Origin of the sequence: Demequina zhanjiangensis (assembly GCF_030418315.1) — a bacterium.
Lineage (GTDB): Bacteria > Actinomycetota > Actinomycetes > Actinomycetales > Demequinaceae > Demequina > Demequina zhanjiangensis.
Genome location: NZ_JAUHPV010000005.1, coordinates 218,415 through 244,324 on the forward strand (window position 1 = coordinate 218,415; position 25,910 = coordinate 244,324).

Annotated in this window: 25 protein-coding genes; 11 read left to right on the forward strand and 14 right to left on the reverse strand. The window is 70.0% G+C overall.

Annotation, left to right across the window (positions count from 1 at the left end):
• The 5 genes from QQX04_RS09745 to QQX04_RS09765 all read left to right on the forward strand — a co-directional run bounded on the left by QQX04_RS09745 (position 1) and on the right by QQX04_RS09765 (position 4,826).
• On the forward strand, positions 1-642 hold the full coding sequence (locus tag QQX04_RS09745; RefSeq protein WP_301128621.1) for a 3-oxoacid CoA-transferase subunit B: 642 nt from the start codon (positions 1-3) through the stop codon (positions 640-642).
• On the forward strand, positions 639-1,817 hold the full coding sequence (locus QQX04_RS09750) for an acetyl-CoA C-acetyltransferase (RefSeq protein ID WP_301128640.1): 1,179 nt from the start codon (positions 639-641) through the stop codon (positions 1,815-1,817). The genes QQX04_RS09745 and QQX04_RS09750 overlap by 4 nt, the downstream gene beginning before the upstream one ends.
• 113 nt (positions 1,818-1,930) lie before the next feature.
• Entirely contained in the window at positions 1,931-2,548 is a 618-nt protein-coding gene (locus tag QQX04_RS09755; RefSeq protein ID WP_301128642.1) for a YitT family protein, read from the forward strand.
• 25 nt (positions 2,549-2,573) lie between these two features.
• Entirely contained in the window at positions 2,574-3,887 is a 1,314-nt protein-coding gene (locus QQX04_RS09760) for an aspartate aminotransferase family protein (protein WP_301128644.1), read from the forward strand.
• Positions 3,888-3,920: 33 nt separating this feature from the next.
• Positions 3,921-4,826, forward strand: coding sequence for an NUDIX domain-containing protein (locus QQX04_RS09765; RefSeq protein WP_301128646.1), 906 nt, complete (start codon positions 3,921-3,923; stop codon positions 4,824-4,826).
• 29 nt (positions 4,827-4,855) lie between these two features.
• Here the strand turns inward: QQX04_RS09765 and QQX04_RS09770 are convergent, their stop codons facing one another.
• A complete protein-coding gene (locus QQX04_RS09770; RefSeq protein ID WP_301128648.1) occupies positions 4,856-5,461 on the reverse strand; it encodes a TetR/AcrR family transcriptional regulator in 606 nt (201 codons plus the stop codon).
• Positions 5,462-5,629: 168 nt separating this feature from the next.
• On the opposite strand from QQX04_RS09770, the gene poxB reads away from it, so the two are divergent.
• Positions 5,630-7,375, forward strand: a complete 1,746-nt coding sequence (gene poxB / locus QQX04_RS09775) for a ubiquinone-dependent pyruvate dehydrogenase (RefSeq protein ID WP_301128650.1) — start codon at positions 5,630-5,632, stop codon at positions 7,373-7,375.
• Positions 7,376-7,443: 68 nt separating this feature from the next.
• On the opposite strand, the gene QQX04_RS09780 is transcribed toward poxB, so the two are convergent.
• Both QQX04_RS09780 and QQX04_RS09785 read right to left on the reverse strand, forming a co-directional pair.
• Positions 7,444-8,406 (reverse strand): VOC family protein, encoded by a 963-nt coding sequence (locus tag QQX04_RS09780; RefSeq protein ID WP_301128652.1) that lies wholly within the window; start codon positions 8,404-8,406, stop codon positions 7,444-7,446.
• Between the two features lie 91 nt (positions 8,407-8,497).
• Positions 8,498-9,076 carry an NADPH-dependent F420 reductase gene (locus QQX04_RS09785; protein WP_301128654.1) on the reverse strand — a complete coding sequence of 193 codons (579 nt, stop codon included), beginning with the start codon at positions 9,074-9,076 and terminating at the stop codon, positions 8,498-8,500.
• 105 nt (positions 9,077-9,181) lie between these two features.
• On the opposite strand from QQX04_RS09785, the gene QQX04_RS09790 reads away from it, so the two are divergent.
• The gene (locus QQX04_RS09790) at positions 9,182-9,766 is read left to right on the forward strand and encodes a MarR family winged helix-turn-helix transcriptional regulator (protein WP_301128656.1); all 585 of its coding nucleotides are present in this window, start codon (positions 9,182-9,184) and stop codon (positions 9,764-9,766) included.
• Here QQX04_RS09790 and QQX04_RS09795 read toward each other — a convergent pair.
• From QQX04_RS09795 to QQX04_RS09810, 4 genes are all read right to left on the reverse strand, one after another.
• Positions 9,760-10,347, reverse strand: coding sequence for a TetR/AcrR family transcriptional regulator (locus QQX04_RS09795; RefSeq protein WP_301128657.1), 588 nt, complete (start codon positions 10,345-10,347; stop codon positions 9,760-9,762). The two genes, QQX04_RS09790 and QQX04_RS09795, sit on opposite strands and share 7 nt — an antisense overlap.
• A 23-nt stretch (positions 10,348-10,370) precedes the next feature.
• Positions 10,371-12,521 (reverse strand): YhgE/Pip family protein, encoded by a 2,151-nt coding sequence (locus QQX04_RS09800; protein WP_301128661.1) that lies wholly within the window; start codon positions 12,519-12,521, stop codon positions 10,371-10,373.
• A 25-nt stretch (positions 12,522-12,546) separates the two neighbouring features.
• On the reverse strand, positions 12,547-13,260 hold the full coding sequence (locus QQX04_RS09805; protein ID WP_301128664.1) for an ATP-binding cassette domain-containing protein: 714 nt from the start codon (positions 13,258-13,260) through the stop codon (positions 12,547-12,549).
• A 72-nt stretch (positions 13,261-13,332) separates the two neighbouring features.
• Complete coding sequence (locus QQX04_RS09810) at positions 13,333-13,968, reverse strand: alpha/beta hydrolase (protein ID WP_301128666.1); 636 nt, start codon at positions 13,966-13,968, stop codon at positions 13,333-13,335.
• Positions 13,969-14,069: 101 nt separating this feature from the next.
• Here QQX04_RS09810 and QQX04_RS09815 point away from each other — a divergent pair, with 101 nt between their 5' ends.
• Together QQX04_RS09815 and QQX04_RS09820 are read left to right on the forward strand one after the other, a co-directional pair.
• The gene (locus QQX04_RS09815; protein ID WP_301128668.1) at positions 14,070-14,894 is read left to right on the forward strand and encodes a Cof-type HAD-IIB family hydrolase; all 825 of its coding nucleotides are present in this window, start codon (positions 14,070-14,072) and stop codon (positions 14,892-14,894) included.
• Between the two features lie 24 nt (positions 14,895-14,918).
• The gene (locus tag QQX04_RS09820) at positions 14,919-15,395 is read left to right on the forward strand and encodes a hypothetical protein (protein ID WP_301128670.1); all 477 of its coding nucleotides are present in this window, start codon (positions 14,919-14,921) and stop codon (positions 15,393-15,395) included.
• A gap of 34 nt (positions 15,396-15,429) precedes the next feature.
• Here the strand turns inward: QQX04_RS09820 and QQX04_RS09825 are convergent, their stop codons facing one another.
• From QQX04_RS09825 to QQX04_RS09850, 6 genes are read right to left on the reverse strand one after another with little or no spacing between them, the layout of a single operon-like run.
• Positions 15,430-16,077, reverse strand: coding sequence for a TetR family transcriptional regulator (locus QQX04_RS09825; protein WP_301128672.1), 648 nt, complete (start codon positions 16,075-16,077; stop codon positions 15,430-15,432).
• Positions 16,078-16,134: 57 nt separating this feature from the next.
• On the reverse strand, positions 16,135-17,379 hold the full coding sequence (locus QQX04_RS09830) for an MFS transporter (protein ID WP_301128673.1): 1,245 nt from the start codon (positions 17,377-17,379) through the stop codon (positions 16,135-16,137).
• Positions 17,380-17,388: 9 nt separating this feature from the next.
• Positions 17,389-18,651 (reverse strand): aminotransferase class III-fold pyridoxal phosphate-dependent enzyme, encoded by a 1,263-nt coding sequence (locus tag QQX04_RS09835; RefSeq protein WP_301128675.1) that lies wholly within the window; start codon positions 18,649-18,651, stop codon positions 17,389-17,391.
• A 2-nt stretch (positions 18,652-18,653) separates the two neighbouring features.
• Complete coding sequence (locus QQX04_RS09840; protein ID WP_301128677.1) at positions 18,654-19,430, reverse strand: hypothetical protein; 777 nt, start codon at positions 19,428-19,430, stop codon at positions 18,654-18,656.
• 9 nt (positions 19,431-19,439) lie between these two features.
• Positions 19,440-20,051 (reverse strand): TetR/AcrR family transcriptional regulator, encoded by a 612-nt coding sequence (locus QQX04_RS09845; protein ID WP_301128679.1) that lies wholly within the window; start codon positions 20,049-20,051, stop codon positions 19,440-19,442.
• 3 nt (positions 20,052-20,054) lie between these two features.
• On the reverse strand, positions 20,055-20,837 hold the full coding sequence (locus QQX04_RS09850) for an SDR family NAD(P)-dependent oxidoreductase (protein WP_301128680.1): 783 nt from the start codon (positions 20,835-20,837) through the stop codon (positions 20,055-20,057).
• A 196-nt stretch (positions 20,838-21,033) separates the two neighbouring features.
• Between QQX04_RS09850 and QQX04_RS09855 the strand changes: the two genes are divergently transcribed.
• Complete coding sequence (locus QQX04_RS09855; RefSeq protein ID WP_301128683.1) at positions 21,034-21,459, forward strand: OsmC family peroxiredoxin; 426 nt, start codon at positions 21,034-21,036, stop codon at positions 21,457-21,459.
• Here the strand turns inward: QQX04_RS09855 and QQX04_RS09860 are convergent.
• Positions 21,443-22,372 carry a LysR family transcriptional regulator gene (locus QQX04_RS09860; RefSeq protein ID WP_301128687.1) on the reverse strand — a complete coding sequence of 310 codons (930 nt, stop codon included), beginning with the start codon at positions 22,370-22,372 and terminating at the stop codon, positions 21,443-21,445. The two genes, QQX04_RS09855 and QQX04_RS09860, sit on opposite strands and share 17 nt — an antisense overlap.
• A gap of 107 nt (positions 22,373-22,479) precedes the next feature.
• On the opposite strand from QQX04_RS09860, the gene QQX04_RS09865 reads away from it, so the two are divergent.
• Positions 22,480-25,872, forward strand: a complete 3,393-nt coding sequence (locus QQX04_RS09865; protein WP_301128689.1) for a bifunctional proline dehydrogenase/L-glutamate gamma-semialdehyde dehydrogenase — start codon at positions 22,480-22,482, stop codon at positions 25,870-25,872.
• The last annotated feature ends 38 nt before the right edge of the window (positions 25,873-25,910 follow it).

Consider the following 25,910-nt stretch of genomic DNA (forward strand, 5'->3'; position numbering starts at 1 on the left):
ATGGCCCTCACACGACCCGAGATGGCAGCACGTGCCGCACTCGAGCTTCACGACGGGGAGTACGTCAACCTGGGCATCGGGCTCCCGACGCTCGTGCCGAACCACATGCCCGCGGGCGTCTCCGTGACGCTGCAATCGGAGAACGGCATCCTGGGCGTCGGCCCATACCCCGCCGAGGCCGACGTCGACCCGGACCTCATCAACGCAGGCAAGGAGACGGTGACTGTAGGCGAAGGAGCCGCCTACTTCGACTCGGCCCTCAGCTTCGGCATGATCCGCGGCGGCAAGATCGACGCCGCGATCCTGGGCGCGATGCAGGTCTCCGCGTCGGGCGACCTCGCGAACTGGATGATCCCCGGCAAGATGGTGAAGGGGCCCGGCGGCGCGATGGACCTGGTGCACGGTGCCGGACGGCTGATCGTGCTCATGGAGCATGTGGCGCGCGACGGGTCGCCCAAGATCGTCGAGCAGTGCTCGCTTCCCCTCACAGGGCGGGGCGTCGTCGACCGCATCATCACCGATCTGGCGGTCATCGACGTCACGCCGGACGGGCTCGTGCTGGTGGAGACCGCGCCAGGCGTGACGACCGACGAGGTCGTCGCGGCCACCGAGCCTGAGCTGCGCATCGGCGTGCGCGCATGAGCGACATCGTCATCGTCGGCGCTGTCCGCACGCCTCAGGGCAGGCTCCAGGGCGCGCTGTCCTCCCTCACCGCCGTCGAGCTGGGCGCAGCGGCCATCAACGGGGCGCTCGCGCACGCAGGGGTCGATGCCGCGTCCGTCGGACAGGTCATCATGGGACAGGTGCTGCAGGCCGGGTGCGGCCAGAACCCCGCACGGCAGGCGGCGATCGCGGCGGGCGTGCCGTGGAGCGCTCCGGCTGTCACCGTGAACAAGGTGTGCCTGTCGGGGCTCGCTGCGGTGATCGACGCCTCGCGGGTCCTCCGGCTCGGCGACGCCGACGTCGTGGTCGCGGGCGGCATGGAGTCCATGTCACAGGCCCCGCACCTGCTCACCGGCACCCGCCGCGGCTGGAGCTACGGCTCCGTCGAAGCGCTCGACCACATGGCCCACGACGGGCTCACGGACGCGATCGACCGCGAGAGCATGGGCCTGTCCACCGAACGTCATAACGCGCGGCTGCGCGTGTCCCGTGAGGCGCAGGACTCGATAGCCGCGCGCTCGCACCAGGCGGCGGCCGCCGCACAGGTGGCCGGCCTCCTCGACGGGGAGATCGTTCCTGTGGAGGTGCCCCAGCGCCGTGGCGAGCCGGTGACGGTCGCCCAGGACGAGGGGGTGCGCGCCGACACCACCGAGGAGCGGCTTGCGGGCCTTCGACCTGCGTTCGACCGCGAGGGCACGCTGACCGCAGGCAACTCGTCGCAGATCTCAGACGGCGCCGCGGCGCTCGTCCTCACCACCCGCGCCTACGCGGACCGCCACGGCCTGACGGTACTCGCGACCCTTGGCGCGTACGGGCAGGTCGCGGGCCCCGACAACTCGCTCCAGGAGCAGCCGGCCCATGCCTTGCTCGCCGCGTGCGAGAAGGACGCCGTCGCGCCGACCGACCTGGACGTGATCGAGATCAATGAGGCCTTCGCGGCCGTGGTGGCGCGGTCCGCCGAGGTGCTGGGCGTCTCTCCTGAGACCGTGAACGTCGAGGGTGGTGGCATCTCGCTCGGCCACCCGATCGGCGCTTCGGGCGCACGGCTCGTGGTCCACGCCGTCCATGCGCTGAACCGTCGTGGTGGCGGCACGGCAGGCGTGTCACTCTGCGGCGGCGGAGGTCAGGGAGAGGCGCTGCTGCTCACCGCGTAGCGATAAGCGACGCCTCCCGTGGGGCGGTGAAACCTGCGCGTCATCCGGATACAGCACAATGGTGCGGTTCGCGTCGCCGAGTCAGGCCGACGCCTGTATCTCGGAGGACCACAGTGACTGTCATCGAGCCGCCGCTCGAGGTGAAGAAGCACGCCCTATGGGAGGACGCCCTCGCGCTCGTCGTCGGGGCGTTCATGATGTCGTGGGGCATCTACCTTCTCGGTGCCATCGACGGCGTGTCCGGAGGCCTCGCAGGAGTCGCCTTCCTGACGACCTACCTGAGCGGGTGGAGCTTCGGAGTCGTCTACTTCGTCATCAACCTGCCCTTCTACTACCTGGCGGTGAAGCGCCTCGGCTGGACGTTCACGGTGAAGACGCTGATCGCGGTCGCCCTCGTCTCCGTCGGCTCGTCGCTGCACCCGCACTTCATCGACATCGGGCAGCTGAGCCCCATGTACGCGGCGATCTTCGCCGGCCTGTCGATCGGCATGGGCATGCTCGTGCTGTTCCGGCACGGGTCCAGCGCGGGAGGGTTCGGGATCCTCGCCGCATACGCGCAGGAGCGGTTCAACATCCGCGCCGGCTACGTGCAGGGTGCGCTCGACGTCACCGTGGTGATCGCCTCGCTCGCCCTCGTCGACCCGTGGATCCTGCTGTGCTCGATCATCGGCGCCGTGCTCCTGAACTTCGTGATCGCCATCAACCACAGGCCGGGGCGCTACTTCGGCTGACACCACCCGAGCGAAGGGGGTTCCCATGTCCGACGAGGCCTTCTGGGCATCAGCGGAGGCTCACCTGGTGCGCTACGGCGCGCCGTTCACGCCCCGGATCATCGAGCGCGCCTCGGGCGCCTACGTGTACGACTCGGACGGGAACGCCCTGCTCGACTTCACGTCGGGCCAGATGAGCGCGGTGCTCGGGCACTCGCACCCTGCCATCGTCGAGGCGGTCTCGAGCAGCGTCCGCACCCTCGACCACCTCTTCAGCGGGATGCTCAGCCGACCCGTGGTCGACCTGGCCGAGCGTCTCGCGGAGACCCTTCCCGCGGAGCTCTCACGCATGCTCCTGCTGAGCACGGGCGCCGAGGCGAACGAGGCCGCCCTGAAGATGGCGAAGATCGCGACCGGCCACTACGAGGTCGTCTCCTTCAACAGGTCCTGGCATGGCATGACCGGGGGCGCGTCGAGCGCCACGTTCTCAGCCGGGCGCCAGGGATATGGGCCTATGGGGGTCGGACTGTACGCGCTCCCGACGCCCGACGGGTACAGGTCGCCGTTCCGCCGCGAGGACGGCTCGTACGACTGGGAGGCGGAGCTCGAGTACGGGCTGGACGCCGTGGATCGCGCGAGCTCCGGCTCGATCGCCGCATGCCTCGTAGAGCCCATCCTGTCGTCCGGCGGCATCATCGAGCTCCCGCCCGGCTATCTGGCGCGCCTGAGGACGTGGTGCGACGAGCGCGGCGCGCTGCTGGTGCTCGACGAGGCGCAGACGGGCATGGGACGCACGGGCCTCATGTACGCCTTCGAGCGCGACGGCGTCGTGCCGGACATCATCACGCTGTCGAAGACGCTCGGTGCAGGCATGCCCGTCGCGGCAGTCATGACCGGAGACGAGATCGAGCAGCGCTGCAAGGAGCGCGGCTTCCTCTTCTACACGACGCACGTGAACGATCCGCTTCCTGCCTCCGTCGCGCTCGCGGTGCTCGACGTGATCCAGCGCGAAGGCCTGGTGGAGAGGGCTGCAGAGCTCGGCACCCAGCTGTCGCTGCGACTTCGGGAGCTTCACGAGACCTTCTCGCAGGTCGGCGACGTCCGCGGGCGCGGGCTGCTCCAGGGCATCGAGGTGGTCGACGACCGTAAGACCAAGGCGCCCGCGGAGACGTTCGGTGTGGAGGTGACCGAGGCGAGCCTCCGACGCGGTCTTCACATGAACATCGGTCAGCTCAAGGGCATGGGAGGCGTGTTCCGCATCGCGCCGCCGTTGACGGTCACGGACGACGAGCTGCATCGCGGCATCGACATCCTGGCCGCAGCGATGCGCGAGGTCGCTGACCGCCACGCCCGTCCGTGACCAGAGCCCCGCGCACGGGTGTGGGACGCTGACATGGTGACGTCACCGCCCCCGGACGACCCGAGCGTCCCTCCACCGTTGCCCGCGCACCGTGACCCGGCAGATGCCTGGGTGTTCGCGGACTCGGGCGAACGGTACTGGGGCCTGTACGGCGCCGCGGGCCTTCTGGCACACGACCCAGCGCGTGGGGTGCTGCTGCAGCACCGCGCCGCATGGAGCCATTTCGGCGGCACCTGGGGCATCCCGGGTGGTGCGAGGCATCTGGGGGAGTCGGCGCTCGAGGGCGCCCTTCGGGAGGCGGAGGAGGAGGCCGCGGTGCCTCGGAACGCCCTGGTGCCGGTGGCCGAGCACACGCTCGACCTTGAGATCTGGACCTACACCACCGTGGTCGCACGCGTCGACACACCCTTCGAGCCGGAGGTGGCGGATGCGGAGTCGCTGTCTCTCGCATGGGTGGGGATCGACGCCGTGACCGATCTTCCGCTTCATCCTGGACTCGCCGACGCGTGGCCCGTTCTCAGGACGCTGCTCGAGGCGCGGCCCGCTCTCCTCGTCGACACCGCGAATGTGGTGGGCTCGGTGCCCGACGGCTGGTGGCGCGATCGCGCGGGATCCACCACCGCCTTGCTCGCGGCCGTGGCCGACGCGATAGCGAGCGGCCTCCCGGGCGATCCTTGGGGGATCGAGGGCGGGCGCGTGATGCCGCATGTCGTGGCGGTGCTCGAGGGCGATGCCCGGTCTGCCGAGAGCGCGCTACCCGTGCGTGCGGTCAAGGCCGAGCGCGATGGCGACTCCGAGATCGTCGCGCAGGCCAGCGCGCTTGCTTCCGAAGGTTTCGCCGTCACGGTCGTCACGTCGGATCGCGGTCTCCGCGCACGGCTCCCTGAAGGTGTCAGGACCGTCGGCCCGTCGTGGTTGAGGGAGCTCCTCCCCGGCTGACGCAGACGCGCCGGAGCGAGGTCGGCCGCTCAGGCGGGCGACAGCCCGGGCTCGACGATCCGCCAGAGGGTGTCCGCGAAGCCCCTGCCGAGCGGCATGCGGGTCAGCAGCAACCGGTGATAGATGGGGGAGAAGAGGGCATCGATCACCGCCTCTGCGTCGAGGTCCTGCCTGAACTCGCCGGTGATCATGCCGTCCGAGAGGATGCGCGCGGCCACCTCCCGGCGAGGGCTGAGCCAGTGCTCGATGAAGGCCGTGCGCACCTTCTCGTTCGTGAGGGCACCGGCGGCAAGCGCGCGCAGCGGTCGTCCTGTGTCGGGGGCCGAGAGGATCTCCACCGCGTCGACGACCTGGGCTCTCAGGCGAGCGGCGGCGGTGCCCTCGGAGTCGTGGTCCAGAGACCAGCGCGTGCGCTCGAGCATCGCGTCGAGCAGAAGCTCCTGGGGGCTGTCCCACCATCGGTAGAGCGTGGTCCGGCTCGCTCCAGCCTCCTGGGCGATGCGCTCGAAGCCGAGCTCCACGCCGCTCGCCATCGCGAGGTTCGCCGCGGCTTCCAGGATGCGCTCGCGCAGCGCAGGGTCCCGGGGCCGCCCGCGAGTGCGGGCGCCGGGTGCGGGCGCGGACGAGGTGGACATCGTGTCCAGCATATCCGTCGTGCACGTGGGTCCCGGCGTCAGGCGCGCGGTCGACCCGTGTCGCAGCGCTCGAGGGAGACGGGAATACACTTAATGAACGCGGCGTACACATATTATGCGGCGCGACGCCTGGCGCGCCATGACTCTCACAGGACGGAGGCACGGACGATGGCCGATACGGTGGCGAACACCTTCATCGACACACTGGTGCGCGCGGGGGTGACCCGCATCTGGGGCATCGCGGGCGACTCGCTCAACGCGCTCACAGACGCGCTGCGCGTGGACGGACGCATCGAATGGATGCACACGCGGCACGAGGAGGCGGCCGCCTTCGCGGCGGGCGCGGACGCCGACGTGACCGGCCGGCTCGCTGTGCTCGCGGGCAGCTCGGGTCCGGGGAACCTCCACTTCATCAACGGCCTCTTCGATGCGCAGCGCAATCACGTCCCGGTGCTCGCGATCGCGTCGCACATCCCGCTCGACCAGATCGGGAGCAACTACTTCCAGGAGACCCACCCGCAGGAGCTGTACCGCGAGTGCTCCGTCTACTCCGAGCTCGTGAGCGACGCCTCCCAGCTCCCGTGGGTGCTTGAGACCGCGATGCGCGCCGCCGTGGAGCGCAAGGGCGTCGCGGTGGTGACCGTGCCGTCGGACATCTTCTTCCAGCCTGCACCGTCGCGACGCCCCACGGCCCCGATCACGGCCTCGGCCTCCCGCGTGACGCCCTCGGAAGGTGAGCTGAAGGCTGCCGCCAAGGCGCTGAACGCCGCGGAACGGGTCACCATCCTGGCGGGCTCGGGCGTCGCAGGGGCCCACGAGGAGGTCATGGCGCTCGCCGAGCGCCTCCAGGCGCCGATCGTCCACGCGATGCGAGGCAAGGAGCACATCGAGTACGACAACCCCTACGACGTCGGGATGACCGGGCTCATCGGATTCTCGTCCGGCTACCGCGCGATGGAGAGGGCCGACGCGCTCCTGATGCTGGGCACCGACTTCCCCTATCGCCAGTTCTATCCCGAGAACGCGACGATCGTGCAGGTGGACATCCGCGGCGAGAACCTGGGCCGCAGGACCCCGATCGACGTCGGGCTCGTCGGCGATGTCGCCTCCACGTCCGAGGCACTGCTGCCGCTCCTGCGAGCGGGACGCGAGGGTCGCCACCTCCGCGACGCCGTGAAGCACTATCAGCGGGCGCGCAAGGACCTGGACGAGCTGGCGAACGACGACGGCAGGAAGCCGATCCATCCGCAGTTCCTCACGCGCACCGTGTCGAAGGTCGCGGCAGACGACGCGATCTTCACTGCGGATGTGGGCAGTCCGACGGTGTGGGCAGCCCGCTACCTCGACATGACGAAGGAGCGTCGGCTTCTGGGCTCCTTCAACCATGGATCCATGGCGAACGCCCTCTCGCAGGCGCTCGGGGCTCAGGCGGACAACCGTGATCGCCAGGTCATCGCACTCTCGGGCGACGGGGGCCTCACCATGCTGATGGGAGAGCTGCTGACCGCGGCCCAGAACGATCTGCCGGTCACGATCGTCGTCTCGAACAACTCGTCGCTCAACTTCGTGGAGCTCGAGATGAAGGCTGCGGGCATCCCGACCTACGCGACCGGCCTCGACAACCCGGACTTCGCCGCCGTCGCTCGTGCGATGGGCATCCACGGGATCCGCGTCGAGGACGGGAAGGACCTGGAGCCCGCTCTGCGCGAGGCGCTCGCCACACCGGGTCCAGTGCTCGTGGATGTCGTCACGGCCCGTGAGGAGCTGACGCTGCCGCCGACGATCACGACCGCGCAGGCCAAGGGCTTCGCGCTGTGGGCGCTCAAGACCGTCATGTCAGGACGCGGGGACGAGCTTCTCGACCTCGCCGACACCAACGTGTGGCGACGAGTGTCGAGGGGCCGACAGCGCTGAACGAGCAGAAGGGCCGCGCCTGGTCCTCAACGGCCGGGCGCGGCCCTTCCTCGCGTGGGCGGGTGACGCTACGCGGACACGACCACCGTGGTGCCCCACGGGTCAGCCGTGGTGACCACGTCGCCCTCTCGCTCGTAGGCGACACCGTGCTCTCCGAGCCGCTGCTCGAGCGCATCGAGCTCGGCGGTGGAAGCGACCTCGACGCGCACCTCCGAGAGGCCGCGCGACTCGGGTCGTGGTCCGGCGCCCTCGGATGACCACACGTTCACCGCGAGATGGTGGTGGTACCCGTCGGCGGAGAAGAACAGCGCGCCCTCCGAGCGAGAGGTCACAGCCATGCCGAGCGCGTCCTCGTAGAAGGCCTCCGCCGCCTCGAGCTCGCCGCCCCTCAGGTGCACGTGCCCCATGGTGAGCCCTGCAGCGGCGATCTCCTCAGCGGCGCCGTCCAGGTGCTCCGCGATGAACGCGTTGGGGTCGAGCGCGTAGCTGCCCATCGTGACCTCTCCGCCCGTCCAGGTCCAGGTGTCTGCGGGACGGTCGACGTAGAGCTCGACCCCGTTGCCCTCGGTGTCCACGAAGTAGAAGGCCTGGCTCACGGTGTGGTCGGCTGAGCCGACGAAGGACGTCGGGTACACGGTCGCGGTGCGCAGGATGGCTGCCGCGAGGCTTGCCTCATCGGTGTACAGGAACGCGGAATGGTAGAGACCGGCCTCGCGTTGGTCGTCGGCGGCAGCGTCCGACGGGACGATGCGCAGCAGCTCCACGCCGTCCATGCCGAGGGTCAACGCCGACGCCTGGGAGTCGAGAAGCTCAAGCCCGACTCCATCGATGTAGAACTCCGAGAGCGCAGCAGGGTCTGCCGAGGCGAGCTCGACCGCTCCCATGTGGGTTCCAGGGCCGAGGGCGGAGGCAGGGATGGACTCCGCGGACGCGGAGCGGGTGAGCAGGATCACGACGGCAGCGATCGCGACCAGCGCGACAGCGCCAGCCGTGACGACGACGGCGCGTCTGCGGGAACGTGCGAGTGGCAAGGGGGACTCCTCAGTCAATCGATACAGGCGTCAAGCACAACGACGCCCGGCCGGAGATTGCTCCCCGGCCGGGCCTGGTGATGGTGGGAGGTCAGCGGACCACGCCGAAGCCGCCGGTCCACGAGATCTTCTCCGCGGCCGCGAGGGTGAGCTGCAGGAAGCCGAAGGCCTCGAGCTCGTGCGCGCGCTTGAGGGCGCCGGCATCGATGGCCGACACGCCGCCGGCCTCGACGGCGGCAGCCAGGGTGGCCTTGGCGTCGGCGTCATCGCCCGCGATCTGCACGGTCGTGCCGAGCTCGCCGACCTTCTTGCTCGCGAGGGTCGCGGCGAAGGTGGTGTTGAAGGCCTTGAGCACCTTCGAGGCGGGGAGCTTCGCCTGGATCTCAGCGGCGGCAGAGCTGCCCACCGGAACGACGAGCGAGTCGAACGTGGAGAAGTCGAGCGGGTTGGTGATGTCGACGACGATCTTGCCCTCGAGCTGCGAGGCGTATGCGTCGATGATCGCGTCCACGGCGGGGTAGGGGACCGCGAGCACGACGATGTCGCCGGTGATCGGAGCGGTGCCGGACTCGCCCTCGGAGATGTAGGTGACGGAGGCGCCGCCGTCGGCGAGCAGGCCGCCGATCGCGTTCGCCATGTTGCCGGTGCCGAAGATGGTGGTGGAGGTCATGTCGCTCTTCCTTTCAGGGCGCCCCTCGGGGCAATTGGTTGTATCTACAACTAGAGACTGTAGCGCATCATTGTTGTAGATACAACTATCCGCTACGATAGGGGCATGGACACACGCACGGACAGCCTGCTGCGGCAGGAGGAGCGCGTCGCGATCGCGCGCCTGCATGCGCTGCTGGAGCTGCTTCCGGCCGCGCTCGACAAGAAGCTCGCACCTGCCTCGCTGACCGCCTTCGAGTACACCCTTCTCGAGGCGCTCGACGAGGCGCCCTCGGGCACGCTCCGCCTCAGCAGGCTCGCCTCGCGCACCAACGCGACGCTGCCGCGCCTGTCGCGCGTGGTGACGGCGCTCGAACGCAAGGACTTCGTGGTCCGCGAGCAGTGCCCTGACGACGGACGCGCCTTCAACGCCGTCCTGACCGCCCACGGCCGTGAGGCGCTGCGGTCCACCCAGCCGCTTCACGCGGAGGCGGTGCGCACGATGGTGCTGGACGACCTGTCAGAGGACGAGGTGGAGGATCTCGCCCAGCTGTGCCTCAAGATCCTGGGACGGCTCGACCCCGACCGACGCCTCGAGGTGACGGCCTGCCTGGCCGATCCGGCGCCGGCGTGCGCGGCCGACCCTGCACCCGTGCCCACCTGCGACGCAGACCCTGCGCCGGCGTGCGCCGCGGACCCTGAGCCCTACTGAGCCACTCCTGGTCCCTCCAGCGGCAGGGGAGTGAGCGCGAGCACCTGTGCGACGACCTCCGTCGCCTCCATCTCGGGATGAAGCACCAGCCATGACAGCGCGGCGCCGACGAGCGCACCCATGAACGCGCCGGCGGTCATCTCCGTGACGGCACCTCGCGTCTCGGAGGCCGGCAGGGAGTCACGCAGTGCGACGAGGTACACCTCCACCAGCCCAGCACGGGCCGAGGCGACGGCGCCATTCCACGGGCGATCCGTACGGAAGAGCTCGGCGGCCATGACCTTCGCTCGGTCGGTGTTCTCCCGCAGCGCCTCGAGCGTGGCCTCCGATACGGCGGCAAGAGCGCCCGGACCCGGCGACTCGAGTCGGGCCGCCTCGACACGCACCCGCAGCGCCTCGAAGCCGTCGCGCATGACGGCCTCGAAGATCGCGTCCTTGTTCGGATAGTTGTAGTAGAGGCTGCCCTTCGCGACCCCTGCCTCGTCGGCGACGGCGTCCATCGTCGCCGACGAGATGCCCTGGCGCGCGGCGACGGTGACGGCAGCGGCGAGGATCGCCTGCCTGGTGCTGGGGCGTGCCATTGCTCCTCCTGGAGGCCGCGCGGTCAGATGGACAGCTCAGGGTGCAGACGTGCGATCGTCCACACCTTCTGACGCCCCGCAGCGATCGCGCTGATCGTGAGCGAGACGGCCAGGAGCCCCACCATATAGGCGAGCGCCGCCCAGAAACGTGCGTCGACGCCGCCTCCGATCATGGCGCGCAGACCGTCCACGACGTACGACGCGGGCATGAAGGGATGGAGGATCTGGAAGAACCGCGGCGAGGTCTCGACGGGGTAGGTGCCGCTCGACGACGAGAGCTGGAGCATGAGGAGCACCAGGCTCACGACGCGTCCAGCCGCCGACCCCAGTAGCACGACGAACATCTGCTGGAGGGCCAGGAACGCGAGCGTCGTGAGCAGCACGAAGAGCGTCATACCGAGGAGGTGCACGGGCGACACGCCGATCAGAAGCACGAGGACGAGCACCATGATGAGCGTCTGACCGAGCCCCAGGAGCGCGGCAGGCACGAAACCCGTGAGCACCGTGCGCAGGCCGGAGGCGCGTGTGCCCAGCAGCCGCACCGGAAGCGGACGGAGGATCAGCCACGTGATGAGCGCGCCGACGAACGCCGCCAGAGCGATGAAGAACGGTGCGAAGCCTTCGCCGAAGCCCTGCGTCTCGTTCTCCGTCATGGCCTCGAGCGCCACGGGGTCAGCCATCACCTCGGACATGCTCGCCGCTTGGGAATCCGAGTAGTGCGGGGCGCGCGAGGCGCCGTCGCGCAGTGCGGAGGAGAGGTCGCCCGCACCGGCCGATACCTGGTCCGCTCCGTCGGCCAGCGTCACGCCCCCACCGAGCGCGTCGTCCACGCCGGAGGCAAGCCGCGCGGCGCCGTCTTCGAGGTCGTCTGCGCCGTGTGCGAGCCGAGACGCGCCCCCGGAGACCTCAGAGGCGCCGGCCGAGAGAGTCGTCGCGCCCGCGGAGACGTCCCGCGCTCCGCTGGCCGCAGCGCGCGCCCCCTGCGCGAGGCTGTCCGCTCCCTGCTCCGCCTCCGTGGCACCCGCCGCAAGATCACCGGCGCCGGAGTCGAGCGCGGAGATCGCCCCCACCAGGTCAGGCGCCGCATCGGCGAGGGTGCTGGTGCCCTGCGCCAGCTGCGACGCGCCCGCTGCCAGGTCGGTGAGGCTCGAGCCTTGAGCGCGGAGCGCCGCGTCGACGTCAGCCAGGCTCGCGGTCGGGTCCGCCGCGGCGATCTGAGAGATCAGACCCAGGGCGCCCCTCAGCTGCGTGGCGCCCGTGTCGAGGGCGGCGGCGTCGTCCGTCAGCGTCGCGGTCTGCTCGTCGAGCGCGGACAGACCCTGGGACAGGTGCTCCGCGCCGGTGGACAGCGTCGCCAGTCCTCCGTCGAGGTCCTCCGCACCCGACGCGACCGCGTCGGTGCCATCGGCGAGGCTCGACGCTCCCGCCGCGAGCGAGCCGGCGCCTGCGGCGACCTGAGTTGCTCCGTCGGCGAGATCCCCCGCGCCGTCCGCGAGAGTCGAAGCGCCTGCGGAGAGGTCCTGCGCTCCCGCGTCGAGTCCTTGCAGGCCCTCCTCGAGCGCTGCGGCACCGTCGGCGACCTCGGTGGTCGCGTCGTCAAGCGTCGCGGCGCCGTCGGCCGCGTCAGAGAGTCCGGCGGAGAGCGCGTCTACCCCCTCGATGAGGAGCAGCGACGTGCGCGCCGCGGTCGTGTCGGCGACGGCCTCGTGCACGCGGTCCATCGCGGTACGTCCGAGAGTGGTCGCCAGGAAGCTGTTGGTCTCGTTGTAGTGCACCTCGAGCGGTGCTGTCACGGGGTCAGCGGAGTCCACGGAGGCGAGAGACGCCGAGAAGTCGGCGGGGATCGTGACGGCGAAGTAGTACTCGCCGTGCGCGACCCCTTCCGCAGCGTCGTCGGCATCGGTCAGCACCCACCCGAGGTCCGCCGACTCGACCAGCTCGGTGACCACCTCGGCACCGGCATCGATCGTGGTGCCGTCGGAGAGCGCCACCGGCTGATCCTCGTCGACGAGCGCCACGGCGATCTGATCGAGGTTCTCCGTGGGCGACCAGAACGCCCACAGGTACAGGGCGCCGTAGATGAGCGGGATGAACAGGAGCACGCCGAGCGCGACGCGAGGAAGGACGCCCGCGCGGAAGCGCGTGAGCTCGGTGCCGGGGGAGAGGACGGACATGGTCGGGCCTTCGTTCTGTGCTGAGTCAGCGGGTGAGGAGGAGTGCGGAGGTCAGCTCAGGTGCGAACAGCGCGACGTCGCGCGGATCGGCGGATCCGACGACGACTGCGGTCCCGCCCCGAGCGATGGCCTCGAGCCGCGAGGCGACGTGGGCGCGCTGCTCCGGATTCTTCACCGCATCGAGATCGTCGATGAGGAGCAGTCGCGGGCGCTCCACGAGCGCAAGCGCGATGCGGAGCAGCAGGTCCTGGCTCTCGGAGAGATCGCGGACGAGCTCTCCCGCCGGCGGTGCGGGCGTGTCCCCGAACACCGGCATCAGAGCAGCATGCACCTGCTTCTCGGCGGGACGGGGCACGCGCCGATACCAGGGCGCTGTCCACGTCTGGCGTTCGTGGAGCACCTCCGAGACACGCGCCGCGCCATCAGGTCGGTCGATCGGGTCGAAGCCCGCGAGCGCCGTGATCCTGCGCAGGTCGCGCCCGCGGGTGGTCACGTCGAGCCCGAGGGTGCGGATCCGGCCGCCCGTGAGGCGCATGCGCCCTCCCATGCTCAGCAGCAGCGAGGTGCGACCGCTGCCGCGGTTTCCGATCACGACGGTCACGGGGGTGTCGAGGCGGGCGGTGACCGGGCCGAAGACGGGCGCCCGTCGGGTGGCGACGGCGGCGCGGTCGATGACGAGCGTCGGCGTCGCGTCGGCCGGGTGGGTGGTGCGTGAGGGGGTGGAGATCTCGACTGTCATGTGCGCTCCTTTGTACTGACTAGTCAGTCTAGTACGGACGCGGGACACCCGTGACACCGTGTGCCACGCGGCCTACTGCGTCAGGCCGCTCACGAACTCCTCGACCTCGGCCAGCGTCTGCTCATCGATGCCGTGCCCGAGCCCACGGTGCACGCGGATCGTGGGGGAGGCGTGCGCGGGAAGCCATCGCTCCATGCGCGCCACCTCGGCGGGCGGGATCACGGGATCGGCGTCACCGCGGGACCACAGCACTCGTGGTCGCTCTTCAGAGAGGCGGGCGTCCGTCGGCGACGGAGCATCGACGACGAACCCTGACAGCACGATCGTCCCCGCCACCCGCTCGGGCCGGGAGCGAAGCAGCTCGAGCGCCATGAGGCCGCCCTGCGAGAATCCGAGAGGGATGAGCGGAGCGCCGGCCGGCGCATGGGCGTCGATCCAGTCCCACAGCGCCTCCGTCGCCCGGTTCACCTCGTCCAGGTCGTAGGCGAGAGTCGGCGGCGTCAAGGCGAACCACGCAGCGCCTCCGAAGCCCATCTCGAGCGGGGCGCGCACGGAGGCCCAGGGCACTCCTGACGGAAGCATCGGCGCGAGGCCCGCCAGGTCGTGCTCGTGCGAGCCGAATCCGTGCAGCAGGAGCAGCACGGGCTCCGTGCTGTCCGACTCGGGCGAGGGCCAGGACGACGAGTGGATCGACTGAAGCGCTGTCATGCGCCCCAGTATGGCCCGCGGCGGGTCGACCTCGCGGTGCCAGGTAGCATGCCAGCGAGTGCCAGCCCCGCTCCGAACCCACGAAAGGCGGACCACCGACCGTGCAGCTGCCCCCTTCTCCGATCGACCTGAGGCTCGTCGTCTGCGACATGGACGGCACGCTGCTCGACGAGCACAAGCGCATCCCGGAGCGGCTGTGGCCCCTGCTCGAGGAGCTGGGCCGGCGGGGCATCGCCTTCGCTCCCGCCTCGGGCAGGCAGTACGCGACGCTCGCGAAGCAGTTCGGCGAGGTGGGCTCCCATCTCGACTACATCGCGGAGAACGGCGCACTCGTCATGAGGGAAGGGGCCGAGGTGAGCTCGAGCCCGCTCCCGGCGTCGGATGTGCCCGCGCTCGTCGAGGCGCTGCGCGAGCATGCAGCGTCGGGCGCCGACCTGGGGATCGTGCTGTGCGGGAAGCGCTCGGCCTATGTCGAGCGCACCGATGAGGCCTTCTTGAGCAAGGTGGAGCACTACTACAAGGCGTTGACGGTCCTGGAGGACCTGGGCACCGCGGAGGACGAGTTCCTCAAGATCGCCGTCTACGACTTCGGCGGGGCAGAGGGCACGGCCGCTTCGCTGGCGTCGTTCGAGGACCACCTGCGCGTGGTCGTCTCCGATCATCACTGGGTCGATGTGATGGCACCTGGAGTGAACAAGGGAAAGGCGCTCGCTGCGCTTCAGCGGTCTCTGGGCATCACGCCGAGTCAGACCGCGGTCTTCGGCGACTTCCTCAATGATCTGGAGATGATGGGGGAGGCGGAGCTGTCCTTCGCCATGGCCAACGCTCACCCGGAGGTTGCAGCGGCGGCGCGCTACCGAGCCCCCTCGAACGCCGAGGAGGGCGTCATCACCGTGCTCGAGGAGCTGCTCGCGCGCCTCGGTTAATACCCCATGGGGTATCGTGGTGGCATGACGACGATCATTGACGCTCTTCGCCAGTGGCCCGCCCGCCGGTGGTGGTTCGCCACCGGCACCGCACTCGCGACCTTCCTCTTCATCGCGATTCCGACCGACCTGATCCCGAACCCGATCTTCGGACGAGAGATCCCCCCGACGCCGTGGTCGTGGTGGGCGTTGGGCCTCAGCTCGGTGCTCGCCGGGCTCGTCGCCGCCACCTATGTCGCCACTCCCGAGGAGGCACGGAGCGAGCGCGAGGGGCGGCTCGGGATGGCCGGCGGGATCGTCACGTTCTTCGCCGTCGGATGCCCCGTCTGCAACAAGCTCGTGCTTCTCGCCCTCGGATACACCGGCGCGATCCAGTGGTTCGAGCCGATCCAGCCCTACCTCGCGCTCGGCGCGATCGTCCTCCTGGGGTGGGCCTTCGTCGCACGCGTGCGACGCGAGCAGTCCTGCGTGATCCGCAGCGTCCCGCAGCCGGTCGCCTGACAGGCGCCATCCGGCGCGGGACGCCGCAGGGGCATCACGCGACGGCAGCCTCCCGCGCCTGGTAGGCCTGCATGGCGCCCATGGCGTCGGCGAGGGCGTTCGCGCCCTCCTCGAACAGCGTCACCGCATCCGTGCTCGGGTCGGTGAGGAACACCTTCTCGGCGGCGTAGAGGCACGAGAACGCAGCGCCTGCGATGGCGCTCGCCGCCACCTGGCTCATCTCGCGCCCCGCGCGGTGCTCGCGCGTGATGAGGGCGCGCACCGCGAGCTCGACGTTGTGGCGCCGGCGGTAGTTCCGCGCGGCGTGCAGGCGGGGCGACTCGGCCACGATCTGCGCGAGCTGCGACTGCGAGGCGCGCTCGTCCCCCTCGGACAGGAAGCGCTCCACGACGCGGAAGGACTCCGTGACGGCCGCGAGCGACGGAATGTCGTCGGGCATGCCGAGGATCGCGTCGGCGATCTGCTCACCGAGGTCGTCGTAGTAGTGAAGGAGCACTGCGTCCTTCGTCTCGAAGTGGCGGAAGAAGGTGCGGCGAGAGACGCCGGCCCTCTCCGCGATCATCTCGATGGTGGTCTCGTCATAGCCGTTCTCGACGACGAGCGAGCGTGCTGCGCCGGCAAGGGCTGCGCGCACGCGGCGACGGGCGGCCTCGCGTGCTCCGATGGGTCGTTCTTCAGTCATGGTCAACGATTCTACGTGACACTCACTCACATTTGAGAACGCATGGTCCCGATGACCCTAGTCGACGACAGCTCCCTCGGCGGCGTCGTCTCGCGGAACCGACTCGCCGCGGGTGGACCTGAACCACGGCACCGCCACGAGCACAGGGATCAGCATGACTGCCGCCACCAGGAGCGACGGACCATACCCGGCCGACGCAGCCACGAGCCCCGGCACCACGGCGCCGATCACCGAGCCGGGATAGGTGAACAGGTTGACCCTCGCGACGATCTCGTCGGACCGGCTCGGCTCAAGGTCGCCGGCCGCCGAATAGGCGAGCGGGACGAGCGCGCCCACCCCCGCGCCTGCCAGCGCGACCCCCAGGAACACCGCGCCGACCGTAGGCAGCAGTGCCATCATCGCGAGCCCGACCGCGCCGACCATCGCGGTGACGGCCGCGAGCGGCGCCCGGCCCCAGCGCCGCACCACCAGATCGGAGCCGAGCCGGCTGACGAGCGTCGCCACCTGATAGGTGCCGTAGCCCAAGGGAGCGATCGCGAAGGCGAGCCCCGCGACGGTCCACGTGCCCGTGACCGCGAGCTCGTCGTGCAGATACAGCGTGGTCCACGTGCTCAGGGTCGAGTCCGCGGTGAAGGCTGCGAAGACCACGAAGCCCACCAGCAGCAGTCCGAGCGTGGGGATGCGAGTCCGGGCGGCCTTCTGCTCTGCGGTCGTGGCGCGCACCTCGCGCGTCCGGTCGAAGATGCGCGCGCCCACGCCGGCGACGCTCGCGGCGACCACGGCGGCGACTCCGAGAGCCAGTCCGGCGCCGAGCGCCGATCCCGAGGCGCCCGACATCAGCACCGCGCCCGCCGCTGACGCCGCCGTGGCGGTCGCGAAGAACGAGCCCATGACCGCGCGGCCGATGCGACGCTGGACGAGGACGGCCTGCATCGCCGCCGAGGCATCGACGCCGCCCAGGCCCAGGCCGTAGACGCCGAAGAAGGCCCAGAAGAGCGGGAACGGCACCGGCAGGAGCACGACGCACAGCGCGGCCGCCTGTGCTCCGAGCGCCAGCATCAACGAGGTGCGGGAGCCCCAGCGGACGGAGACCCGATCCGCGAGGATGGAGCCGAAGGCCGCCCCGACCACCACGGTGAGCGTGATGAGCGACACGGTCTCCTCGTCGATGCCGTACCGGTCCCGGAAGAAGGGGAGCGCGGTCACCACCGTCGCGTAGCTGAGACCTTGGGCGGCGTACGCGGCGGTGACGCCCAGCCGCTCGGTGCGCTGAGGAACGCCTGTGGGGACGAGCGCGGTCATGACCTCACCTCACCCGTTCCGTGCGGCGACGAGCCGGAAGGCCTCGTCGGCGATCTCAAGGGTGCGGGACACGTCGTCGTCGGTGAGGGACGCGTTGAGGAAGTGGTTGTGATGGGACGTGACCCACAGACCTCGCTGGACGCATTCCGCGACCCATTGCTGGTGGAGCATGAGCGAGTCGTCGTCGGCGAGCCTCAGATAGAACAGCGCGGGCTCCCCGGACGCGACCATGGTGAGACCGTGCCGGGCGGCAGCAGCGACGATCCCCGAGGTCACCTCCTCGCCGCGCGCCCGGAACAGCGAGGGCGCATCGATCTCCTTGAGCTTGGTGATCGTCGCGATCGCCGCCGCGAACGGGACGGCGCTCATCCAGTACGAGCCTGTATAGGTCAGGGACGCGACCGATTCCTTGAGCTCGTCCTTGCCGCAGAGCGCCGACAGGTTGTATCCGTTGCCGATCGCCTTGCAGAAGCAGATGAGATCCGCCTCGATCCCGTAGTGATGGTCCGAGCCCGCCAGGTCGAGCCGCCACCCCGCACGCACGTCGTCCATGATGAGGACCACGCCGTACTTGTCGCACAGGTCGCGCACGCCCTGCCAGTAGCCAGGCGCGGGAAGCACGTTGTCCACGAAGTTGCCGTGCATGTAGGGCGTCGAGATGAACGCGGCGATCTGCCCCTCGTGCTCCTGGAACATGCGCTCGAGCCCCGCGAGATCGTTCCAGGGCACATACAGGTTGTGGGCTACGTCCTCCTCAAGGACGCCGGGGTAGTCGAGCTTCTGGGTCCACGGGGCGACGCCGTGGTAGTACCCCTTGACGAAGACGATCTTCTTGCGACGGGTGTGCGCCCGCGCGGTCATGATCGCGAGGGTCGTGGTGTCGCCGCCGTTCTTGGCGAAGAACGCCCAGTCGGCCGACGCGACGGTGTCGACGAGCAGCTCGGCCAGATCGATCATCATGGTCGACGGGAGGGTCACCACATCCTCGACGCGGGCTTGCGCCGCCGCTGCCGCATCGACATCAGGGTCGCGATAGCCGAGCACGTTCGGACCGTAGCCGCACATGTAGTCGATGTACTCGTTGCCGTCGATGTCCCAGAAGCGGGAGCCTTCGGCGCGCGACGAGAAACGGGGGAACGCACGGTTCGGGATGAAGCATCCCTCCGAGGGACCGAGGTGTCCCGGCACTCCCGCGGGGATGACCTTGGCCGCACGGTCGAACGCCTCGAACGAGGCCTGGTACGTGTAGGGGGCGAGGGGCGTCTGGGTCATGTTCAGTCTCCGAGGTAGTGGCCGACGCGGTCGAGGATGCGGCTGACGTTGTCGAGCATCGGGATGTAGCCGCGCATGCCCAACGTGCCGTCGCAGATGGAGCCGAGCGCGGATGCCCGTCCGGCGAGGACGTCTCCCGCGACTGTCAGGTCGGCGAACCTGAGGGCCGCCCTGGGCGGTGCGCTCGGTGCGGTTCTCACGAACGCGAAGTCGGAGTCGTCCACCCGCAGGCGCAGGTCGATCTGGTCCCCGACCTCGAGCGCGACCTCACCGTCAGGAACCATCGAGGCGCTGAACCGGCCCGACCGGTCGTGGTTCGCGACCTGCGCGATCGCCGCGGCAGCGACGTGGAGGGTCATCACGGTGGAGGTCTCGGCGAACTCAGGGTCCGACAGATCGGAGGGACCGGGCCGGAGGTATCTTCCGAGCAGGTCCGCGAGCTCTGAGAAGGGTCCGACCAGGAAGCGCAGCCCCGCAGGCGACCCGAAGGGGATGGGCTGCGCGGCGCCGTCGACCATCCTGTTGAGGTGCGCGGGAGAGGTGAAGCGCAGCGTGACCTTGCGCGCACCGGCGGCGGCGCCGGGCGTCACGCCCTCGCGGGTGAAGGTGTACGCGGCCTCTGCCACACCCGGCGCCTTGAACAGCACCGTGGTCGGCTTGTCGAGCGCCGCGAGGGCCTGCGCGGCCTCCGGCACTCGTGCGACCAGCACGGGCAGGGCGCCCAGGACCGCGTGAGCGTTGATGTGCGCTGTCACGCGCGGGTCGAGCTCGGTGAGCACTTCGTCTCCTCAGCTGGGGTCGGGCGTCGTGGCCAGGGCGGCCAGGGCGTCGGCGTGGAAGCGGGCGGTGGCACGTGCGGCGGCGGTGTCGTGGTCGGCGAGCCATGTCGTCGTGATGCCGTCGAGCACCGTGACGGTGTGGCGGGCGAGCTCTCCCACGGGCCTCTGCCACGTCGCTCCCGCGGCGGTGGCAGCCTGCGCGAGCAGTGCGGCGACGAGCCGGTACGACTCCTCGTAGCGCCCCGGCCCGGCCGGGGATCCGAGGCGTGCGCGTGAGGCGTGGAGCATGAGCTCCAGGAATGCGAGCTCGTGTCCCGGACGCTCCTCGAGGAGGTCGATGTAGCGATCGAGCCCCGCGTGGATCGCGTCGCGCAGCGACGCGTCTCCGGCAGAGGCGAGGCCCTCCTCGGCGACGAGCCGCTCGGACGCCGTCACCTCGTCCGCGGCGGCCGTGAGCAGGTGGTCGACGCTGTCGAAGGCGTAGTGGAGCGCACCGAGGGGCATGTCCGCCTCCTGGACGATGCGCCGCGCGGTGGCTCCCGCGATACCGTCGCGCTGGATGACGGCGAGGGTGGCTGCGACGAGGAGTCGTCGACGCTCCTCGAGGGGGATGCGGGCCATGGTTCAGTCCTTCGTGAGCGAGCCCGCGACGGCGAGCGCGGTTCTGGTGGGGACGAGTCGGGGGGCGAGCGCCGTGACCCGGTTGCGCCAGCCGGCGACTCGCGTGGGTCCGGCGCGTCGCTGACCGAGCGCGTCGAAGGCATGGTCGATGACCTGGGGGACCGTGAGCATCTGGCCGACCTTGAACCGCTCCGATCCTGCTACCTGGAAGAACTCGGTCTCCGTGGGGCCGGGGCACAGCGCGAGCACCTTGAGCCCGGTTCCCTGAGCCTCCTTCCACAACGCCTCGGTGAGAGTGCGGACGTAGGCCTTGGAGGCTCCGTAGAGGGCCAGATGGGGCAAGGGCTGGAACGAGGCCGTGCTCGCGACGTTGACGAGGACTGCGGACTCATGCGCGAGGAGGCGGGGGAGCAGGAGCACGCTCAGCTCGGTGAGCGCGACCACGTTGACCTGGAGCAGTCCGGAGACGTCGGCGATGTCCGCGGTGGCGAGCGGTCCGTCGATGCCGAAGCCTGCGTTGTTCACGAGCCCGTCCGGGTTCATCCCGCGAGCGTCGATCTCCCGCACAAGGCGCTCGGCGGCCCCGGGGAGCGCCAGGTCGGCTTCGATCGGCACCGCGCGCACGCCGTGCGCGCTGCTGAGCTCCTCCGCGAGCACGCCGAGCCGGTCGAGCCGGCGTGCGACGAGGATGACGTCGGCGCCAGCGGCGGCGAACCGTCGCGCGAACTCGGCCCCGAAGCCTGAGCTCGCGCCTGTGATGACGACGCAACCGGGTGTGGTGGTCATCTACCTGCCTCTCTCGATTCTTGGACGTTCGTCCAATGGAGGCCACTGAACACGTAGCGAGGCGGGCGCGGCAAGTACGGGGTCCAAGAATTAACGCACCCGTAACACCCGGACACGCTCACGTCGCATGCGTGGCAACCAGGTGAAAGACTGAAAGCGCACGGCCACATCACCCAGCAGGAGGGAGCGGATCACCATGATCACCAGCAAGGCGACCACCCGATGGCAAGGCGGACTCTCGGACGGAAACGGACGGACGAGCCTCGAGTCAGGCAACGCTGACGTCGCCGTCGACTGGCGCAAGCGGTCCACGGGAGAAGGGACGTCGACGACTCCAGAGGAGCTGCTCGCAGCCGCTCACTCCGCCTGCTTCGCCATGGCGCTCTCACACGCGCTCGAGCAGAACGGCACGCCGCCGCTCGAGATGCGCACCGACGCGCGGGTCCAGTTCGTGCCGGGCGAGGGGATCACGTGGAGCATGCTCACGGTCCACGCGCATGTGCCGGGGATGGAGGTGCTCGAGTTCACGAGGATCGCGGAGCAGGCCAAGGAGGACTGCCCCATGTCGAAGGCGCTCGGCGCGATAGACGTGAGTCTCGAGAGCGCTACTCTCCAGGAGTGACGGCGCCCACCGTCGCATCCTCGCCTCCCACGCTTCGCGCCGCCTCCTCGAGGGCGCGCCTCAGCGCGACGACGGCGGGATCCGTGGCGGAGACCGCGCGTGCCGCAGTGAAGACCCCGCGGAACACCGCAGGGGACAGAGGCCGTGCATGACTGACGAGCTCCGGGCGCGCCCACATCAGGCCGGGCAGCAGGCCGACTGCGAGGCCTGCAGAGATGAACGCGGCATGCGACTGCAGGTCGGCCGATTCGAACCGCACGTCGGGCTCGAAGCCTGCGAGTCGGCAGGCCTGCTCAGCGAAGTGTCGAGTAGCGGTGCCGCGGGGTTCCATCACCCACGGTGCCGACGCGACGTCGCCGAGGGCCCGCGCCTCCTCCCAGGGCCCGGCCACGCACAGGCGGATCTCGTCCCTCACGAGCGTGCTGCGCACCATGTCGGGATAGTGCGGTGCGGAGTGATGGGGGTACTCCTCCGCGACCACCAGGTCGAAGTCCCTCGCCCACGTCTCGGCCAGCGCGGCCCCGGGCTCGGACTGTGTCACGTTCACCCGCACGCCGGGGTGGGACTGTGCAAGCGCCTGCAGCGCCCGGGGGATCAACGCGAGCGCGGCCGACTGGAACACGGCCAGCCGTACAGTGCCACCGACCGCTCCGCTCTCGGTGCGGAGCTCCGCCTCGGCGCGCTCCATGACGGACAGCAGCTCGTCCGCGCGCGCCACGAGCCGCTCGCCTGCCGGGGTCAACCGCAGCCGCCGGCCGGTGCGGACCGTCAGCGGCACCCCGGCCTCCCGTTCGAGCGTGGACAGCTGCTGCGAGACCGCGGAGGAGGTGTATCCCATGGCGTCGGCGGCCTCCGCGATGGTGCCGCGCTGGGCGAACTCCTTGAGCATCGAGAGGCGGGTCAGATCGAGCATGGAATCAGTTAAGCATCACTACCCCTTATTGCGAAGCAACGTGAACTGGTGCTGAACAGACATCGCACCCAGACTGTGATGTCATGGAAGCATCCGGAGGAGCAACGATGACCAGGACGGCACCCTCGTCGCACCATGACGACGTCGCCTCCCACACGCCCGACGCTGTCACCGCGCAGGTGCGCGCCTGGCTCGAGGACTCGCGACGGTACCGGGTGACCGGCGCAGCGGCCATGCTCGCCGACCTGCTCGACCGCGAAGGCGGACTCGCGTTCCTGACGCAGTTCGTCGACGAGGTCATCCGGCCCGAGGACAGGCGGGTGGCCGCGCGGAGTCTTCGCGCACTCTCGCGCCAGAGCGAAGGCCGGCTCGCACCGTGGCAGAGGGGAGCGCTCGCGCTGGGCTCCGTCGCGTCGCGCCTCATGCCCGGGCTCGTCGTCGGCGCCGCACGCCTCACCGTCCGCACGCTCGTGGGCCACCTGATCGTCGACGCGACCCCCAAGCGGCTCGGGGGAGCGCTCGCCCGGCTGCGCCGCGACGGCCACCGGTTGAACGTCAACCTGCTCGGGGAAGCGGTCCTGGGACAGCAGGAGGCCTCGCGCAGGCTCGCCCGCACCGAGGAGCTCCTCTCGAGGACCGATGTCGACTACGTCTCGCTCAAGGTCTCCGCAGCCATCGCCCCGCACAACCCGTGGGCGCTCGACGAGTCCGTGGGCCACATCGTCGACACCCTCCGTCCGCTGCTGCGCAGAGCCCGGTCCGCCGGCGGCTTCGTCAACCTCGACATGGAGGAGTACAGGGACCTCGACCTCACCACGGCCGTGTTCATGGAGCTGCTCGGCGAGGAGGAGTTCAGATCGCTCACCGCCGGCATCGTGCTCCAGGCCTATCTGCCTGACTCGCTCCCGGCGATGCATCGTCTCCAGGAGTGGGCCGCCGCCCGTGTCGAGGACGGTGGAGCCCCGATCAAGATCCGCCTGGTCAAGGGCGCCAACCTGTCCATGGAGAAGGTCGACGCCGAGATCCACGGCTGGCCGCTCGCCACGTGGGGCTCCAAGGCGGAGTCCGACGCCCAGTACAAGCGCCTGCTGGACTACGCGCTCACCCCTGAGCGCACCAGGGCCGTCCGAATCGGGGTCGCCGGGCACAACCTCTTCGACATCGCGCACGCCCACCTGCTCGCGGCCGAGCGCGGTGTGAGCGACGCGATCGACTTCGAGATGCTCCTCGGCATGGGTGAGCACGTCGCCAAGGCCGTCGCGAAGGATGTCGGCTCGCTGCGCCTGTACACGCCCGTGGTGCACCCCAAGGAGTTCGACGTCGCGCTCGCCTACCTCGTGAGGCGGCTCGAGGAGGTCGCGAGCAAGGAGAACTTCATGTCCTCGCTCTACCGTCTCGACGCGGACCCGCAGGTCTTCGCTCGCGAGGAGTCGCGCTTCCTCCAGTCATGGAAGCTCGCCGCCGAGCCCGTCGTGGACTCGTATCGAGACGTCCAGCGACCCGAGCCCGGGACTGATGACGCGCCGTTCACCAACGCCGCTGACATGGACCCCTCGGTCGCCTCCTCACGGGCCTGGGCCGACGCCATCCGCGCCAGGTCTGCAACCTCGACCTTGGGAGTCGACACGCTCGCGGCCGCACGGATCGAGTCCGCTGACGCGCTCTCCGACGAGGTCACGGCGGCCAAGAGCGCGGCACCCTCGTGGGCGGGCCAGGGAGCCGCGGCGCGGGCCGCTGTGCTGCGTCGCGTCGCCCAGGAGCTGGAGCAGCGTCGCGGCGCGCTGGTCGAGGTCATGATGTCCGAGGCGGGCAAGACCGTCGACCAGGCGGATCCCGAGGTCTCCGAGGCGATCGACTTCGCGCGCTACTACGCCGAGCGGGCCGTCGAGCTCGAGGGTCTCGAGGGCGCACGGCCTGTGCCGCGCGAGGTCACAGTGGTCACGCCTCCATGGAACTTCCCTGTCGCGATCCCCACCGGCTCGACGCTCGCCGCCCTCGCGACAGGAAGCGCCGTGGTCCTCAAGCCCGCCGAGCAGTCGCCTCGATGCGGCGCCGTGCTCGCCGAGGCCATGTGGGCGGCGGGAGTGCCCCGCGAGGTCCTGCGGCTGATCGATATCGATCCCGAGCAGCTCGGCGACGCCCTGCTGAGCGACCCGCGCGTGGACCAGGTGATCCTCACCGGCGGGTTCGAGACCGCAGCACGCTTCCTGTCGATCCGGCCCGACCTCAAGCTGTTCGCCGAGACGAGCGGGAAGAACGCCATCGTCGTCACCCCCTCCGCAGACCTCGACCTCGCGGTCCGGGACATCGTGGCGTCGACGTACGGCCACGCGGGCCAGAAGTGCTCGGCTGCGTCGCTCGTGATCGCCGTCGGCTCGGTGGCCACCTCGCACCGCTTCCTCACGCAGCTCGAGGACGCGGTCCGCTCGCTGACCGCCGGCCCCGCCGACTCTGCCAGCACGCAGATGGGCCCCGTCATCGAGCCCGTCCGGGGCAAGCTCGAACGCGCCCTCACCACGCTCGAGCCGGGTGAGCGCTGGATCGTGGAGCCGCGCCCGCTCGACGACTCCGGACGCTCCTGGACCCCCGCGCTCAAGGCGGGCACCCGACAGGGCTCCTTCTTCCACCTCACCGAGTGCTTCGGCCCCGTGCTGTCGGTCATGGCCGTCGGCACGCTCGACGATGCGCTCCAGGTGCAGAACGCCGTCGACTACGGCCTCACCGCCGGCATCCACTCGCTCGACCCCGCCGAGGTGTCGCACTGGATCGACAGGGTGCAGGCAGGGAATGTCTACGTGAACCGTGGGATCACGGGCGCGATCGTGCAGCGCCAGCCGTTCGGGGGGTGGAAGCGCTCAGTCGTCGGGCCCACGTTCAAGGCAGGCGGGCCGCACTACCTCTCGTCACTGGTCGACTGGGAGCGCACGGAGATCGCTCAGGCGGAGCCACGGTCCCCTCGCTTGAAGGCGTTCCTCGACAGGGCGCAGGCTCCTGCGTGGGTGCGTAGCGCTGTCGCGGCCGACGAGGTGGCGTGGGAGGAGCAGTACGGCGCCGCTCTTGATCGCAGCGGGCTCGCATGCGAGGTGGACGCACTGCGCTACCGGCCCGCGGAGGTCGACATCCGCTGGGACGGCGAGGCTTCTACCGACGATCTGATCCGTGCCTGTGCGGCGCACTTCGTCACCGGGGGAGAGGGCGTCGTCTCGGCTCCCGTGCCGCTGCCCGGCCCCCTCGCGCTCGCACTGGACGAGCTCGACATCGATCTGCGTCTGGAGGACGACGCGATGTGCCTGCAGCGCGCGTCGGCTCACGAGGGGACGAGGGTCCGCGCCGTGGGACGGCTCGTCGGCAACACGGTCGTCTCGGTGTTCGATCACGCAGTGACGGCATCTCCGCATCTCGAGCTCACGCCGTTCCTGCGGGAGCAGGCGGTGTCGCTCACGGCTCACCGGTACGGGACGCCGTTCGAGGCCGCTCGCGCCATCGCCGCCCGGCTGTAGCGACGCGGGTTCCGCCGGCGTCGTCCCACACGTCGTCG